11 protein-coding genes are annotated in these 14,923 nt (G+C 62.9%); 5 read left to right on the top strand and 6 right to left on the bottom strand.

Annotated elements, in window-relative coordinates:
* Positions 1-72: 72 nt before the first annotated feature.
* A complete protein-coding gene (locus tag AC6H4Z_RS05835) occupies positions 73-972 on the top strand; it encodes a sigma-70 family RNA polymerase sigma factor (RefSeq protein ID WP_497545799.1) in 900 nt (299 codons plus the stop codon).
* Here the strand turns inward: AC6H4Z_RS05835 and AC6H4Z_RS05830 are convergent.
* From AC6H4Z_RS05830 to AC6H4Z_RS05815, 4 genes are read right to left on the bottom strand one after another with little or no spacing between them, the layout of a single operon-like run.
* On the bottom strand, positions 859-3,678 hold the full coding sequence (locus tag AC6H4Z_RS05830) for a hypothetical protein (RefSeq protein ID WP_497545798.1): 2,820 nt from the start codon (positions 3,676-3,678) through the stop codon (positions 859-861). The genes AC6H4Z_RS05835 and AC6H4Z_RS05830 overlap by 114 nt on opposite strands.
* Before the next feature lie 14 nt (positions 3,679-3,692).
* Positions 3,693-4,517 carry a hypothetical protein gene (locus AC6H4Z_RS05825; protein ID WP_497545797.1) on the bottom strand — a complete coding sequence of 275 codons (825 nt, stop codon included), beginning with the start codon at positions 4,515-4,517 and terminating at the stop codon, positions 3,693-3,695.
* A gap of 18 nt (positions 4,518-4,535) precedes the next feature.
* Positions 4,536-5,000, bottom strand: coding sequence for a hypothetical protein (locus tag AC6H4Z_RS05820; RefSeq protein ID WP_497545796.1), 465 nt, complete (start codon positions 4,998-5,000; stop codon positions 4,536-4,538).
* 15 nt (positions 5,001-5,015) lie between these two features.
* Positions 5,016-5,504 (bottom strand): hypothetical protein, encoded by a 489-nt coding sequence (locus AC6H4Z_RS05815; RefSeq protein ID WP_497545795.1) that lies wholly within the window; start codon positions 5,502-5,504, stop codon positions 5,016-5,018.
* Positions 5,505-6,184: 680 nt separating this feature from the next.
* Between AC6H4Z_RS05815 and AC6H4Z_RS05810 the strand changes: the two genes are divergently transcribed.
* Positions 6,185-7,495: an amidohydrolase family protein gene (locus AC6H4Z_RS05810; RefSeq protein WP_497545794.1), complete on the top strand. Its 1,311-nt coding sequence runs from the start codon at positions 6,185-6,187 to the stop codon at positions 7,493-7,495.
* A gap of 354 nt (positions 7,496-7,849) precedes the next feature.
* Here AC6H4Z_RS05810 and AC6H4Z_RS05805 read toward each other — a convergent pair whose 3' ends face one another.
* Positions 7,850-9,445: a beta-N-acetylhexosaminidase gene (locus AC6H4Z_RS05805; RefSeq protein WP_497545793.1), complete on the bottom strand. Its 1,596-nt coding sequence runs from the start codon at positions 9,443-9,445 to the stop codon at positions 7,850-7,852.
* 147 nt (positions 9,446-9,592) lie between these two features.
* Here AC6H4Z_RS05805 and AC6H4Z_RS05800 point away from each other — a divergent pair, with 147 nt between their 5' ends.
* From AC6H4Z_RS05800 to AC6H4Z_RS05790, 3 genes are all read left to right on the top strand, one after another.
* The gene (locus AC6H4Z_RS05800) at positions 9,593-11,245 is read left to right on the top strand and encodes a S41 family peptidase (protein WP_497545792.1); all 1,653 of its coding nucleotides are present in this window, start codon (positions 9,593-9,595) and stop codon (positions 11,243-11,245) included.
* Between the two features lie 309 nt (positions 11,246-11,554).
* A complete protein-coding gene (locus AC6H4Z_RS05795) occupies positions 11,555-12,721 on the top strand; it encodes an AAA family ATPase (protein WP_497545791.1) in 1,167 nt (388 codons plus the stop codon).
* 47 nt (positions 12,722-12,768) lie between these two features.
* Positions 12,769-13,635: a hypothetical protein gene (locus AC6H4Z_RS05790; RefSeq protein ID WP_497545790.1), complete on the top strand. Its 867-nt coding sequence runs from the start codon at positions 12,769-12,771 to the stop codon at positions 13,633-13,635.
* A gap of 234 nt (positions 13,636-13,869) precedes the next feature.
* On the opposite strand, the gene cysK is transcribed toward AC6H4Z_RS05790, so the two are convergent.
* Entirely contained in the window at positions 13,870-14,895 is a 1,026-nt protein-coding gene (gene cysK, locus AC6H4Z_RS05785) for a cysteine synthase A (RefSeq protein ID WP_497545789.1), read from the bottom strand.
* Positions 14,896-14,923: the final 28 nt, after the last annotated feature.

The following is a 14,923-nucleotide window of genomic DNA, read 5'->3' as shown; positions in this document are numbered from 1 at the left end:
CGCCCTCCGACGCGTATCCTTTCGGGGGTGGAATCTCGTCATACAACGGGCCCCTTCCTCGCACTCACCCCAATGACCGACGCCACGCCCAATCTGTCGCCCGCACTGCGAGAGTCCGTCGCGCGCTCACGAAAGGCGTTCATCGAGGCCGCCAGCGGCTTGCGGCCTCGGCTTCACCGCTTCTGCGCGCGGATGTGCGGCTCGTCGCTCGACGGCGAGGACGTCGTACAGGAGACGCTGGCCGAGGGTTTTTTCAAACTCAATTCGTTGAAAGACCCGAGCCGCTTCGAACCGTGGCTCTTTCGCATCGCCTACCACAAATCCGTCGACTTCCTGCGTCGCAACCAGCGCTACGAGGCCGAAGTTGCGTACGACGAGCACCATGATCGCGCGCACGAGTCCGACGCCGACGATCTTGCCGATGCGCCAATCGACGAGGCGCTGATCACGCTCGTCGGTGCGCTGCCGCCCAAGGAGCGAGCTTCAGTAATCTTGAAAGACGTCCTCGGCTACGCGCTGACCGAGGTCGCCGACATCGCCGATTCCACGCTCGGCGGCGCCAAGGCCGCGCTGCATCGCGGACGCGCTAAGCTGCGCGCGACCACCGAAACGCCGTCGCTCTCGACGCTCGACCTCGATCAGCGGCGATTGTTCGAGGCGTACGCCGAGGTCTTCAATCGACGTGACTGGGAAGCACTGCGCGACCTCGTCAGCGCCGATGCGCGCCTGGAAATCGTCGGCGAAGCCGAGGGAGACATGGCTGGCTTGGGCGCGAGCTACTCGACGAACTACGTGAAATTGCCGTGGGAGTGGCGACTCGACTTCGGCATGGTCAGTGACATGCCGGTGATCATCCACTCACGTCGCGCCGGAAACGACTGGCAGCCGCATACGGCGATCAGGTTGTGGTGGCAGGACGGCCGCGTCGTACGCATCCGCGACTACGTGCACATCGACTACCTGCTTGGGTGACGGCCTCGCAACGATGATGCCCGGCGGTGGCACGAACTGCACCGCCCGACGCTTCGGCACGATTCGCAACCCGACCGTCGCGCGCTCACGGGCGCGCACGACAACGACGCGCTCCTCATCGTCCAATGCGTGCGCCTCCGGTAGCTCTACCGCAATCAAGCGCACGGTCCATCGCCCCACCGGCACGTCCCGAAAGTCCGCGACGCCATCCTGATTCGTCACCTGGTAAATCGTATCGCGCAGGCCGACGAGCGCGAGCATCGCTCCGCCCAAGCCGCCGGCGTCGACGAGCGAATCAGGCGACGAATTCGCGAGCGTCTGCGCGAAGTCCAGCTGTCGCACGTCGACGCGCACCTGTCCGCCACGCACGAGCGACAGCGAAAAGTCGGCCGCCTGACGCGCCTTTGGCGTTACGTCGACCGCGACGTCACCAGTGAGCAGCGCATCGGCAAGACGCGGCGCGAGAGCCCCGTCGACGCTCGCGTGATATCGGCCGGGAGCGAGCGACGCGAACGACACTCTTCCCTGCGCGTCGGTCACCGCGGCCTCGGGCCCGAGTCGCACGAGTACGCCGCTGACGCCGCGGCCTGTCTCTTCATCCACGATTCGTCCGCGCGCGAGACCAGTGGGACGCGAGATGCCCGTTGGGATTCGCAGCGGCGCACGCAACTCGACGAAGAGCCGATTCACCATCGGCTGGCCCGCGCTCCACGTGGAGTTCGTGAATCGATCGCGCACCACGAGCGTCATCCCGTTTGCCAACGTATGACCAACCTCGGCGTCGATCTGGCCGTAGTACAATCGGCTTTGGCCCGTGGGCAGATTGCCGAACGCCGAGATGATGATGTTCGTCGCGCGTGGAAGGTGAAGCATCGCCGTCGTAGCAGCATTCAGCCCGGACGTTTCGAACAGCATTCCGGAACTACGCTGCACGTAGAATTCCAGCGATCCCACCTGTCGCAATGGTGCGTGAAGTGTCATCGAGAACGATGAGTATCGCGTCTCGACTGAATTGAGCCGACTCGCCGTCCCACCAGCGAGGTCGGCGAAAAGATCGGCCCAGCCGAGCGGAACGCTGGCGCGAAGGCGGCCACCGCGCTGGGCGCCGCCGAGCGTCACGAACACGCCGCTGTCGGATCGATCCATCTGCTCGTAGGCGACGCCCAGTCGATCGTGAAGCAGACTGCTCTCTATGCTCGTCGATTGCACTCGACTGAAGCCCAATTGGTCGAACGCAGGCACGTACGTCAGAGTATTCGTATTCGCTGTGAGTGACGCCCAATCGACGAGGTGTGCGGTGAATCCAGCGTGCCCATTGGTCTGCGCGCGATCGCGCCCGGCGAAGTCGGGCGTTCCGTGAGTGACACTGAGGTCGTAACTCACTTTCGTATAGTCGCCCGACATTCGTATGCGGTGCGCTTCGCCCGTTACCCCCGCGCTGTCGCTCATCGCGCCTTCGAGCTCGAGCAGCGAATGCTCGCCGACGTGCGCCTGCGACGCGAACGCGCCCATGCGCGCGCCCGTTCCGAAGGCGCCAGTACGGTCGACGCCAATGAGCGACACCGAGAGAGGCGCTTGCAAAGATGTACCGACTTGCAGGCCGCGTTCGGAGCCGGGCGTGTGTGTCCACCGATCTTCTTTGATATACGCGCCCGCCGTGAGACCGGACGCCTCCCCACGAAGCTCGGCCCCGAACCCGGATTGCCAACTCGAACTGAGTTGAGAGAATCCAAATAGATTGTCGCCGAGCCGTACTCGATATCGGTCGGCGGTGACGGCGACACGGTATTCGTCACGCTCACCGAACAACGATGGGCCGCTCACCGGCGCACGAAAGACGAAGTCGACTTGCGTGTTGGTTTCCGGACCGAGCTGGCCGCTTCCGAACAGCGTTGCTGGTGAGACGCCGCCGTTAGCGCCGACCGCGCGCACAACGAGTTGCGCCGGCATCGTAGACAGTTGATCGAGCCATCGTCGTGAGCGCGGAACGATCGTCGTGTGCAACGACACGGTCGACGAGACGGTGCTGTCTGCCTGATCTGCGACTTGCAGCTCGACGACGTTCTCGTGCGTGCCCCAGCCGAGTCCGGAGCGTTCGTTCGCCACGCGACCAAGCACCGTGACGGTCGCTCCGGGCGGCACCATCACGACGCTGCGCGCCAACGACGGAGCCGCGCCCACGCTCGACGACGCCCGAAGCGAGAACGTTGCCGCGACGTTGCCACGATTGTGGACGAACGCACTCACCGGATACCCGTCGCCAGTCATCGCATACGTCGGCGCGTCGCCCGCGTACACTTCGACGCCGCGCCGCTCAGGTATGCGAACGAATACTGAATCGGCGAGGATCGAGTCGCCGCCAACAGCGACCGTTGCGCGAATCGCGTACGTTCCCGCCGCTGCCATCGACGCTGGGGCGATTCCGACGAGCCAGAGCTCGCGGCCGTTCGCCGAAAGAGTGAACGGAGCGCCGCCAACCACGACAGACCAACCCTTCGGCAGCGCCACACGCGGCTCGGCGCGCACGGAGTCGTCGCGCGCATTCCTCACGTCGAAGGCAGCGGTCACGGTGCTTCCCGATTCGACGACTAGCGTATCGCGACGTGCTGCTTGAATCACGACCTGCGACTGCGCGTGCGCAAAGCGCGGTGTGGTCGCGATCAACCCCACGAGTGCGAGCAAAGGCAGTCGGGGGCGGGGGCGCATGGCGGCGGAAGCGCTTAGAAGACCACGGTGAACTGCGCCGCGAAGACGGGCTCGATGCCGGTGTCCGCAAAGACGAGCGCCTTGTACGTACCGCTCGGCAGCGCGCCGAGGTCGTAGTGTTGCCGCAGCGACGTGCCGGGATAGAGCAGACCGCGCGACTGTTTTCCTTTGGCACGCAGCGCGCCAGTCGAATCGTACACCTCGACCCACAACACCGGCCGATATCCGCGCTCGCCCGTATCGATGACGTCGAGATCCAGCGTCGCACGACCATCAGGATTCTTTGATGCGCTGACATCGGTAAACTGCACGGCTCGCGTGCCGGTCGATCCGATGTGCGTCGCAACTTGAATGGCGTAGCGCATGACAGAGCCGATACCGACAGTCGCCTTGCCGTTCGCCGCCTCACTGAGCTCGGCCACCGACTGCGCGCCTTCGATCATGATCATGCTCCAGTACGTTCCGCGCAGCGCGTCGCTCTGCGGAACGTCCACCGAGTATGGGACGCTCACCTCGGCGCCCGCGGGAATGGAGATCCGCGTCATCTGCGGATGCACCCACGCCGCGTTCGACCTCACCGATGATCCAGGATCGTCGGTGTGTGACGTACCGTCCGCGGAAAAGCGAAAGTCGGTCTGATAGATTCGCGCTGACTGCGCGATATTGGTCGTGTTTCGGACCGTGATCCGACCGACATATCGATCGCCCGCACTCGCCGTTTTTTCTTCAACGAGGTTCGTGAGCACCGCGAGCTGTGCGCGCATCGCCCGCGGCGCGGCGACAATGGCGCCGAGTGCGACGACGAACCGACGTGCATGTACGCCTACATTGAACCACATCCGCAACTCACCAACGGGTCAGGGTGTAACGGCGAGGGTCACCGTCTTGTTACTCGATGCGACGACACCGGCCGGCGACGTCGCGTTCAGCGTGTAGGTGATGCCAAGGTTCGGCGAGAACGACGTGTTGGTGACGTTGGTGACGACCGTTTGCGGCGTGGTCGTGAGCGTCACCGTTCCGACACTCGTCGCTCCCGAAGGTGCGACGAGCGAAATCGTGAGCGTCACTCCGGCGGGCATCGCGCTGTTGATCGACGCCTTGATCTGTTTCGTCGTGCCCGATGCGACGCGTACGCGATACTGCCCGGTCGACGTCGTCTGTGCGGTTGGTGCGGCGCCGGCGACCGCGGAGCTGATCACCATCGATCCCGCGGCGGCCTGAAACTGAACGGCATCCTGCGCCACAGCCGTTCGCGCCTGAGCAAGTACCAGCGCGAGCGCGAAAAGGGAAACGGCGCGTCGGTTAGGACGCGCCGTCGACATCCCGCCGCCCACGGGTCAGGTTCCGCCGTACACCGTGAACGTGACCAGTCGCGTGCCCGATGCTACAACACCGGCAGCGGCCGTCGCGTCGAGCGAATATGTGAGAGTCAATCCGCTCGAGCTGAGCTTCGTGATGCCCGTGACCACGTCGACAGCCGTCGTGGTCAGCGCTTTGAGTCCGGCGCTCGTCGCGCCGGCGGGTGCGCCTAGGTTCGCCGACAGCGTCAGGCCAGTCGGCATGTTCGCCGGGATGCTCGCGTTGATCTTGGCACCCGTCTGATTCGTCGTGACTGCCCAGGTAATTCCGCTTGACGATGCCGTTGTTGGAGCACCACCGGCCGTCGCGCTGTTCACGATCAACGTCGGCGCAGCGCCGGTGATCGAAATTTGATTGATGGCAGTGACTTGGTACGTGACGGTCTGCGTCGCCGTCTGTGCCATGGTTACGCGCGCGAGTCCAGCGCTGAGCGCGATAACCGTGGGAAGTGCGCGTGCGATCCTCATTTCTTCATCTCCGTCGTCGGTCGTGAAGGTCCGCGCAGTGCGATTGGGTTGTTGCTACGCCCCGACATCGGTGCGTCTAGAAATGAGACGGTCGAACCGATACTAGGGCACATAAATTTCCATGGGCGGCCAAGAGAGACTGGTCGTCTGGTTCAGAGTTTCGCGTGCGATCGAGGGCGGCATGGCCCGGCAAAGCGTTACAGGTCGACGGTGGGGTAGACGAACGGGTGGATGCCCTCCGCGCGACCTGGGCAATGCTGCCAAACTGCGGCAGCATTGCCACTGGCCCGCGCTGCGGGCACCCACCCGTCCGTCTACCGTGGTGCGAGTAACAGAGCGCAGATCTTGTCGCGCGCGATAGCCGACGCTTCGTCGGCCGCAGATCGAGCCCGACGCGCTCCCTTCGCCGCCGGTCCGGTGCGCGCTATCCGGGTCTACGCCGTTCTAGCGCGCGCCCTGCTTCGCGGCTGCGGTGGGGCCGGAGTGTCAGAGCGCGAGCCGGGGCAATACTGCCGGCATTTTGGCAGTATTGCCACCGGTCGCGCGGCGACACTTCGGGCCCACCGCGGCCGCCGCCGTTTCGCGGTTGCCGTTCCCCACGCTGAGTTAGAGTTTCGAGGGCGATCAGACAGCCGGATCGCAGTTCCTCATCGCATCGAAACCGTTATTCCGGGACCGTGATGAAGCGCCTCCTCCTCGTCATTCTCTTCGCTTCGCCCGCATGGGCCCAGCAGCCTGACCCACGGCTCGTCACCGCCATTCGAGCGATTCGCGCGATCGACAACCACTCACACCCGCCGGCCCTTACACCTGCCGGTCAACGTGATCCAGAGTTCGATGCGCTGCCGTGCGACCCGTTGGAGCCGACCGATCCCGCACTGAGTAGCCGTGCCGACAATCCGCGCTTTCTTGCTGCATGGAAGGCGCTCTATGGCTACAAGTACAACGACACCGATTCGACGCACGTGCGTGAGCTGCTCGCGGCAAAGCAGCGAGTGAAGGCCGCGCAGGGCGACCGCTATCCCGCGTGGGTCCTCGACCAACTCGGCATCGAGACTGAGCTCGCGAATCGCGTGGCGCCCGGACGCGGACTCACGGCCCCGCGCTTTCGTTGGGTGCCGTTCGTCGACGCGCTGCTCTTTCCACTCGACAACAGCGCCGTCGCGGCGTACACGCCTGACCGCAAGATCTTTTTCGCGCGAGAGGACGCTCTGCTCAAGCGATACATGTCCGCGATCAACGTCTCTCGTCGTCCCGGATCGCTCGGCGAATACCTGTCGAAGGTGGTGACACCGACGCTCGAGCGGCTGAAGCGCGAAGGCGGCGTCGCGATCAAATATGAAGTTGCATATTTGCGTCCTCTCAACTTCACTCGTGGCGATCGTGCCGCCGCCGATCGCGCGTATGCCAAGTACGCGTCGTCAGGCGTGCCGACCGACGGGGAGTACACGGCCATTCAGGACGTTGTCTTTCACTATATCGCCACCGAAGCTGGGCGCCTCGGACTTCCCGTGCACATCCATACGGGCTACGGCTGCGGCGGATACTTCGAGATCGCGGGCGCGAATCCGCTGCTGCTCGAACCCATTCTCGACGACGCGGCGCTCCGGAAAACGACGTTCGTTCTGCTGCACGGCGGCGCCGGGCCGTTCTCGACGTCGATCGCGCCGCTGCTCATGAAGCCCAACGTGTACACGGATTTCTCCGAACAGACCTGGCTGCTACCAACGAGCGAGCTCGCCAAGTCCATTCGGTATTGGCTCGAGTGGTATCCGGAAAAGGTGCTGTTCGGCACCGATCTCTCGCCCGGCACGCCGCAGGTCGACTGGGAAGAGATTGGCTGGCAGACCACGACCTCGGCGCGCGACGCGCTCGCGATCGCCCTGACCGGCATGATGACCGACGGCGAGATCACACGCGCCCAAGCTGTCGATATCGCCCGTGCTGTGCTCCGTGGTAATGCGGCGCGACTCTACGGGATGCCTCGGTGAGGCGTTAGCCGTTCGCGCCGAGGGAGTGGACGGAGGGGTGCTGTCCTCCGCGCGACCTGGGCAATACTGCCGAAACTGCCGGCAGTATTGCCACTGGCCCGCGCTGCGGACAGCACCCCTCCGTCCACTGCGAATCGGCGCGTCGTCTGAACGGTCTCGTCAGCGCCGAGTGCGCGCCACACCCTCCCGGGCTCGATGGGCCGTTACCGTCGTCGCCCCGCGCGCGCCCTTAAGGACGCGGTGGGGCCGGAGTGTCAGAGCGCGAGCCGGGGCAATACTGCCGGCAGTTTGGCAGTATTGCCAGCGGTCGCGCGGCGACACTCCGGCCCCACCGCGGCCGCCGCCCTTTCGCGATTACCACGTCCACTCGATACCAGGCACGCGCGCGAAGTTGACGCCGAGCGCGGCGAGGCGCGCCCCGTGCGCCGCGATGCGACGACGGTAGCCGTCCCAACCCACGCGATCCGGCTGCGACCACGCCAACTCGGCGATGGCCGTCAGTCGCGGGAAAGACATGAACTCGTAGTCCTGACGCGTGATGAGCGTTTCGGCCCAGAGTGGAGCTTCGAGCCCGAGGATCGACGACTCGGTCACGCCCGGAATGAACGTCGTCGGATTCCAGTCGTACGCGCGCCGCAGATCGATCAATCCGGCCCACTTGAGACCGAGCACCGTCGCGCTGTCGTACTTCATGTCGAGATACATCCGCGGTCCTGGCGACAGAATCAGCTTGCCGCCGCGCTTCGCGTGCTCGTCGCTCGAGTCCTTCGTCCAACTCTGAACGATCGTGCGCGTATTGATGTTCGCCAGCGCGATCTCGCCCCATCCGATTGGCCGCGGGCCGATCGAGTCGACGATGCGCTCAACACGTTCGACGAAACCGTGATACTGAGTTTTGTTGAGTCCAGCGACCTCGTCGCCGCCGAAATGGAAATACGGAGTCGGCGCAATCGCAGTGATCTCACGCACGACGTCGCCGATGAATCCGTAGACGCTATCGCGCTCCGTGCAGAGCGTGTTCGGCGGACCACCGACGCGAATGAAGGGCTCAGGCGCGGTGCGATTGCAGCGCAAATCCGGATACGCCACGAGCGTCGCGTTGCTGTGGCCTGGCATGTCGATCTCGGGCACGACGGTGATGTAGCGCGAACGCGCGTACGCAACGATGTCGGCGTACTGCTCCTGCGTGAAGAATCCGCCGCGACCACCGCCGATCTGCGTCGCTCCACCAATCGCGGTGAGATTCGGCCACGACTTGATCTCGATGCGCCAGCCTTGGTCGTCGGCGAGATGCAGATGAAGGCGATTCAACTTGTACAGCGCATACAGGTCGATGAATCGCTTGACGTCATCCGGGCCAAGAAAGTGGCGCGCGACGTCGAGCATCGCGCCGCGCCACTCGAAGCGGGGCACATCGGTGACACGCGCGGCAGGCATGATGAGTCGCCGATTCACTGCCGCCTGATGCTCGACCGACGCGGGCAACAGCTGCCGCATCGTCTGCACGCCGTGAAACAGTCCGGCCGGCTGCGCGGCGACGATGCGCACCTGTGTCTTCGTCGCCACGAGCTCGTATCCCTCGGTGCCGAGTTGCGTGCGCGACGGATCGAGTCGGAGCACGACGTTCGAGTCCGGCGCCGACGCTCCCGCGGCTAGACGCTGTGCGGTCGCGCCCGATTTCGACGCGATGATGTTCGCCGCGTACGTCCCGATCGCTTCGACTTCGGCGCTGGCATCGGCGTCGACATACACGTTCGTGCGCACTGTGACGAGGAAGCTGTCAGGCGCCGCGATTTCGATCGTCGACGGGATGGGCACGACGCTGTGCGCTAGCGGCCGGTTGGCCGGAGTCGGCGTCGGCCTCTCCGGCGTTGAGTTGGTGCTGGTGGCGTGGCCGCAGGCCGAGATGGCGAGCGCGGTCGCCAGAATGATCGTTGAGTAAAGTCTCATCGCAGCGAACGTGGTGATTTCCCATGGCCCGCGACGGCGGCGTCGACGAGCCCTTCAATGTACTTGTCGCGCCCCATCCCGGTCCCATATTTGGTTCAGGCCGGTGGACTGCCCTAGATAGCCGGCGTCATTCGACTCGCGAGACGTATGCGAACGACCACAGCGTATTTGCTTGCCGGCACGGTGGCAACTCTCGCGGCCGGCGCGACCCTGTCCATCCGCACGGCGCGTGCTGAGGTTCTGGCCGCGCCCGCCGCGGACTCCGCGATGATCGTACCCCAAGCCGACCGCGATGCCGAGTCGGCTCGGCTACGCGCGCTCGGCGTCAACGTTCCAGAAGGTGGCGTGATCCTCGAGCGGCCATGGGACCCGCCATTCACGCGACGATCGTACGTCATGCCGCAGGCGTGGTTCACGGCACCCATTCCTGATTCGGTGAGCGCCGATGCGCTCGCGGCGGATCTGCCGATTCTCGCCACGGTGATGGAGCGCGCGTACGGCGGTTGGGACACGGCCAAGCGTCGTGGCTGGAATTGGGACAAGTGGTTCGCGGATTGGACCACGAGGCTCCACGCGCGATCGGGGCAAAAGCTCGCGCTCATCGATGCGTTCGCGCCGATGAAAGACTTGATGGCCGTTCAGCTCGACAATCACACGACGATCCCACTTCGAGGCGCCCGCTTCGGGAGCGGCTCGCGCTCCGCGGTGATCGCTGGTTCGCCGACGGCGCCCTGCACGGAAGTACGAATGGCAGATGGTCGTTCACTGACGCTCGACGTCAACGATCCCGCGCAACGACCGCGCGTTGCGAAACGTTGGGATGCGTCTGCACACGCTCTCGTTCCAGTGACGTACCTCAGTCTTCCGGCAAATCGCGGTGTACCGATGTCGATCCGCTGCGGCGCCGACTCACTCGCGATGACCGCTGCGTGGCCGTCGGGCGACCCGGCGAGTCGTTCGCCGGCGGAGGCCTCCGCGCGCGATCTCGCTGTACGCGCGCTGTCCGGCGCGATCATCGACGAACCGGACTTTAAAGTTCTCGAACCGACGGTCGCATATCTCCGTTTGCCGACGTTCAACGTGGCGAACGGCCAGATCATCGAGAAGCGCATCGCGAGTTGGCCCAAGAAGACGGGCGCCGAGCGAGTGTTGATCGTCGACTTGCGCGACAACGGAGGTGGCGACGTCGCGACGCAAACCCTGCGCGGCTGGGTCGACGTTCGACGTACCGAACGCGCCCAGGCGACGCATCGCCACCAAGGCGCGTCGTGTCTCTACCATGCGCTCCGCTGGGGATACGTCACCGTATCGACGTCGTCGATCAAACCGCCGGCGACCGCGTCGATGACGCAGCGTCTCCAGACGTCGATGCGCGATCTATTCAGACCGTCGGCGCCCGATTGCCCGAGCCAGTTCGAGGACAGCAACAGCGGCTGGGATTATCGGCAGCACGCGATGCAACCACCCGGCGCCACCGACGGACAGCTGCGCATCATGGTGCTCGTGAACAACGGCGTCGGCAGCGACGGCGAGTACATGGAGATGCTGCTCGCGTCGCTGCCCGAAGCGGTGATCGTTGGCAGCAACAGCTACGGCGTTGCGCAGTACGTTCAGCCGGGATACTCGGTGCTGCCGCACACTCGCCTTCCCTTCCGCATCGCGCTGGGTACGAGCGACGGCTATGGAGACAACCGATCCTTCGATGGCTACGGTTTCGACGTCGACATCTTGCTATCGACGCAGGACGATCAGCGACCGGAGAATTTGATCGCGTTGGCCAAGTTCATTGGCGGCATGTAAGGTTGCCCGAATTTGGCCGCAGCGACTCAAGCCGAAGTCGGAATCAGGGCAGCGGCGAGTCGATATCGTCGAGTTTTCTCATTTTGCCAAAGTCTATCGACAACCTAGCGACGAGTTTCTTCGATACTCGTGAGCCACACCTGTGGGGTCGTTCCGTATGCGGGAAGACCCACGAAGTTCTTTGCCTGTCGTCCGGGTGCATCGAGTCAATTTCTGGCCGAGTCTGGACGTGTGGTTGCCACCGCTGCATCTTGAGTAGGCTCTAAAGGTCCCATCGTTGCTCCCTCCTTGACTTGAGTTCTTCCAAGAATGGCTCACATCGTCAGTTTCACCATCGACGGCCTCGCCGGTCGAAGCGAGCCTTATAGTGTCAAGCTGAATGACGACGTCAATGTATTCTTCGGCTTAAATGGGGCTGGCAAAACGTCGTTGTTGCGTCTCTTGGCGTCGGCGCTCTCCCACAATACTGAGGGCATCGAAGACGTTCCCTTTAGTCGGGCTGAGGTTCAGATCTACTCTCTCGACTTCAAGGGAGTGTTTACCCATACGCTGACGAAGCCGACGCGTCCAAAGCCTGAAACCGCAACTATGCGCTCGTCCGGAGCGCGTCACGCAGAATTGACCGGGCTATCGCTGATCGGAGAGCCTGACGTTAACTGGGAACTCCATCCCCCGGATAGGAAACAACTGACCGGGTGGCGCCACACTTGGCTGCCGACGTCACGCCTCTATCTCGCCTCAAGTCGGCGGTCGGGGCAAACGAGAACTGCGCTCGCTGGGCACAGCCCGCAAGCGTCAGAGCGAGCATTGGATGCGTTCTTTGCTCAGCAAATGACGTCGTTATGGCAAAGTTATTCAGTCGGAGTCGTGTCGGAGGTTTCCAAAGCTCAGGCTGAGGGTCTCACAGGCATTCTTGAAACTGTCCTGGCTGGAAAGGGAGGCCGGACTAGGAAGAAGGTCTCAGTCGAAGTTGCATATTCGAGATTGCAATCCTTTCTTGAACGACAAGGCTCCGAAAATCTCCTCGGTTCGATGGAGAGTTTCCGCGACCGATACGCGAAGAACGCCGCGCTACGCCGGCTGGCGGTGGATCTTGAACAAGTAGAACGCAGAATCGAGAAGGCGACCGCTCTCCGCGATCGATTTCAAAAACTCGTCGGCTCACTGTTTAGCGGCTCAAAGCGCATTCAATTCACGGATCGTGGAATTGAGATCCTATCGCGAGACCAGGAGGAGATCGGCTTGAACTCGCTCTCTTCCGGTGAAAAGCAGGCGCTGCGAATCCTCGCGGAAGTTCTCATCCAACGTGACAGCGCGATACTGATTGATGAACCAGAAATCTCGCTTCACCTCGATTGGCAGAAAGTGCTGATTCCCTCGATGCGTCAATTGAATCCAACGTCGCAACTGATCCTCGCTACTCATTCGCCAGAGATTCTGGCGAACCTACCCGACGAAAAGATCTTTCGCTTATGAAGGCTCGTCCCGCGCATTCACCAGCGGGGTTCCGCCGAGCAATGCAGATGTCGCAAACAGTTCTGTTTTGCTTCGTCGAAGGACCTTCGGACCGCTGGTTCTACGAGGAGATTTGTCGGGCAGCTGTTACTGCTAAGGAACCATTCGAGGTCACCAGCGCGGAGGAAGTTCTAGGCGAGTCGGGGGGTAAGAACCAACTCCTAAAGCTCTTCGCCGAACAATCCGCCCTTGGATCCCTGACCAACGACTTTCAGGGGAAGCGGACTGTCGCGATGTTTTTCCCCGATAAAGACATCGACGACGTGACGAACTCCTTGGTTCGATCGCCGAGCATCGTCTATACCGAGCACTATCACATGGAGAACTACTTCTTCCGGCATGCTGATCTTGTATCAGCCGCCGCGAGGTGTTCTTCCCTGCCTGCGACGATGTTTGCCGACCTCACAAATAAAGCAGAGTGGATGAAGGCCGCCGCAATTAACTGGCGTCCGTGGGTCGAGCTTTGTGTGCATGACCGCGTGCACCAGGTTGGGTGCGGTTGCACCTACAAATTGCAGTCGCCGGTGCATAGTTCTGCATGGAGCGCGTTGAGCAGGCGTGACTATGCGAAGCGGCTGATCAGCCTCCGGGAGAAGGCTGGTCTATCAAAGGCGGACTTTCGGTTGCGCCGACAAGAAATCAGCTCGCTCGTCGGGGACCTCTATGATCAAGGTCGTCACGACGTAGTGTTCAAGGGCAGTTGGTACGTTCATTTCCTTGTAGAAACAATTCGCGCGCGTGCTGGGAATCGGACGTTTCACGAGGACAGTTTGGAGAAGCGGTTGTTGGGGGCAGTCACTGTCTCACTGGATTTTGCGGGAGAGTGGGTGCTCCCGTACCGCACAGCGATCCGAGCGCAGATCGACGCTGCGTAGCGCGACTTGATAGCCCGCGCTGCCGAGGAGACGCCGTCCTCGTGGCTTGGGTCGCGCCGGCCCCAGCTACAATCACAATTCTGATTTTTGTTTAGCAGTCGATTGACTGAGTGCTAAAGCGGCTGGATTTTACGGAAACGGGCCGGATGAAATCGTGTCCGATTTTCATCCGGCCGTTTTCGCAAAATCCGGTTGTTTCGTTGTACCAATTCCTCAGGGCCGATCCGCCAAGACTCAGATCGACTCGGCGATCGCCTTCTCTTCGTCGTTCATCTCAGGCAGGATATCGGCGAAGAGCGGCGTACTCAGGTACCGCTCGCCCGTGTCGGGTAGCATGCACAGAATCGTCGAACCCTTCGGCGCTTCCTTGCACACCTGCAGGGCCGCGGCGAATGTCGCGCCTGACGACGTGCCCACGAAGATGCCTTCCTTCTTCGCGAGATCGCGTGCGCACTGCATGGCATCCGGGCCGGAAACGGAGATCAGCTCGTCGACCAACCCGGCGTCGACCGCGTCGCCAGCAAGCTTTGCGATGAAGTCCGGGCTCCAACCTTGGATGGGATGCGGCTTCCACGCCGGGTGTCGCCCCGCCGGAGAGCCGTCAGCGTTGCGCTCCTGCTTCGTTCCGCTCGCGACCATCGCCGCGTCTGCCGGTTCGGCGACGACGATCTTCGTCTCGGGACGTTCCTTGTCGAGCACGCGACTCACGCCTTTGAGTGTACCGCCAGTGCCGAAGCCGGTCACCCAATAGTCGAGGCGCTGCCCGGCGAAGTCGTTGATGATCTCGCGCGCCGTCGTCTTCGCGTGATAGTCAGCGTTCGCTTCGTTTTCGAACTGACGCGTCATGAACCAGCCATTCTTTTCGGCAAGCGCCACGGTGCGTCGAACCATTCCCGTCGCACCTTCAGGCGACGGCGTCAGCACGACCTTGGCGCCGAGGAAGCGCATCAACCTCCGACGCTCGACGCTGAACGACTCGGCCATCGTCAACACGAGCGGATAGCCCTTCGCCGCACACACCATCGCCAGGCCGATGCCAGTGTTGCCACTCGTCGCCTCGATCACCGTCTGCCCAGGCTTCAGCGCGCCCGTACGCTCGGCGTCTTCGATGATGCCAAGGGCGAGTCGATCCTTTACGGAGCCGAGTGGGTTGAATGCTTCGACTTTGACGTACAGGTCGACGCCCGCCGGCGCGAGCTTGTTGATCTTCACCACCGGCGTGTTACCGACTGTCTCGAGAATGCTGGCGAATTTGGTCATGGTTTCGACGAGCGGCTGGAGGTTATGC

The sequence above is a fragment of the Leucogemmata humicola genome, assembly GCF_055379415.1.
Note: the sequence above shows the minus strand (reverse complement) of the source record. Positions and strands in the feature narration are given on the sequence as shown.

Excerpts from the sequence above, each read along its gene's own strand:
- AC6H4Z_RS05815 (WP_497545795.1), bottom strand. The coding sequence starts at position 5,504 with ATGAGGATCGCACGCGCACTTCCCACGGTTATCGCGCTCAGCGCTGGA.
- cysK (WP_497545789.1), bottom strand. The coding sequence starts at position 14,895 with ATGACCAAATTCGCCAGCATTCTCGAGACAGTCGGTAACACGCCGGTG.
- AC6H4Z_RS05820 (WP_497545796.1), bottom strand. The coding sequence starts at position 5,000 with ATGTCGACGGCGCGTCCTAACCGACGCGCCGTTTCCCTTTTCGCGCTC.
- AC6H4Z_RS05800 (WP_497545792.1), top strand. The coding sequence starts at position 9,593 with ATGCGAACGACCACAGCGTATTTGCTTGCCGGCACGGTGGCAACTCTC.
- AC6H4Z_RS05835 (WP_497545799.1), top strand. The coding sequence starts at position 73 with ATGACCGACGCCACGCCCAATCTGTCGCCCGCACTGCGAGAGTCCGTC.
- AC6H4Z_RS05810 (WP_497545794.1), top strand. The coding sequence starts at position 6,185 with ATGAAGCGCCTCCTCCTCGTCATTCTCTTCGCTTCGCCCGCATGGGCC.
- AC6H4Z_RS05790 (WP_497545790.1), top strand. The coding sequence starts at position 12,769 with ATGTCGCAAACAGTTCTGTTTTGCTTCGTCGAAGGACCTTCGGACCGC.
- AC6H4Z_RS05830 (WP_497545798.1), bottom strand. The coding sequence starts at position 3,678 with ATGCGCCCCCGCCCCCGACTGCCTTTGCTCGCACTCGTGGGGTTGATC.
- AC6H4Z_RS05795 (WP_497545791.1), top strand. The coding sequence starts at position 11,555 with ATGGCTCACATCGTCAGTTTCACCATCGACGGCCTCGCCGGTCGAAGC.
- AC6H4Z_RS05825 (WP_497545797.1), bottom strand. The coding sequence starts at position 4,517 with ATGTGGTTCAATGTAGGCGTACATGCACGTCGGTTCGTCGTCGCACTC.
- AC6H4Z_RS05805 (WP_497545793.1), bottom strand. The coding sequence starts at position 9,445 with ATGAGACTTTACTCAACGATCATTCTGGCGACCGCGCTCGCCATCTCG.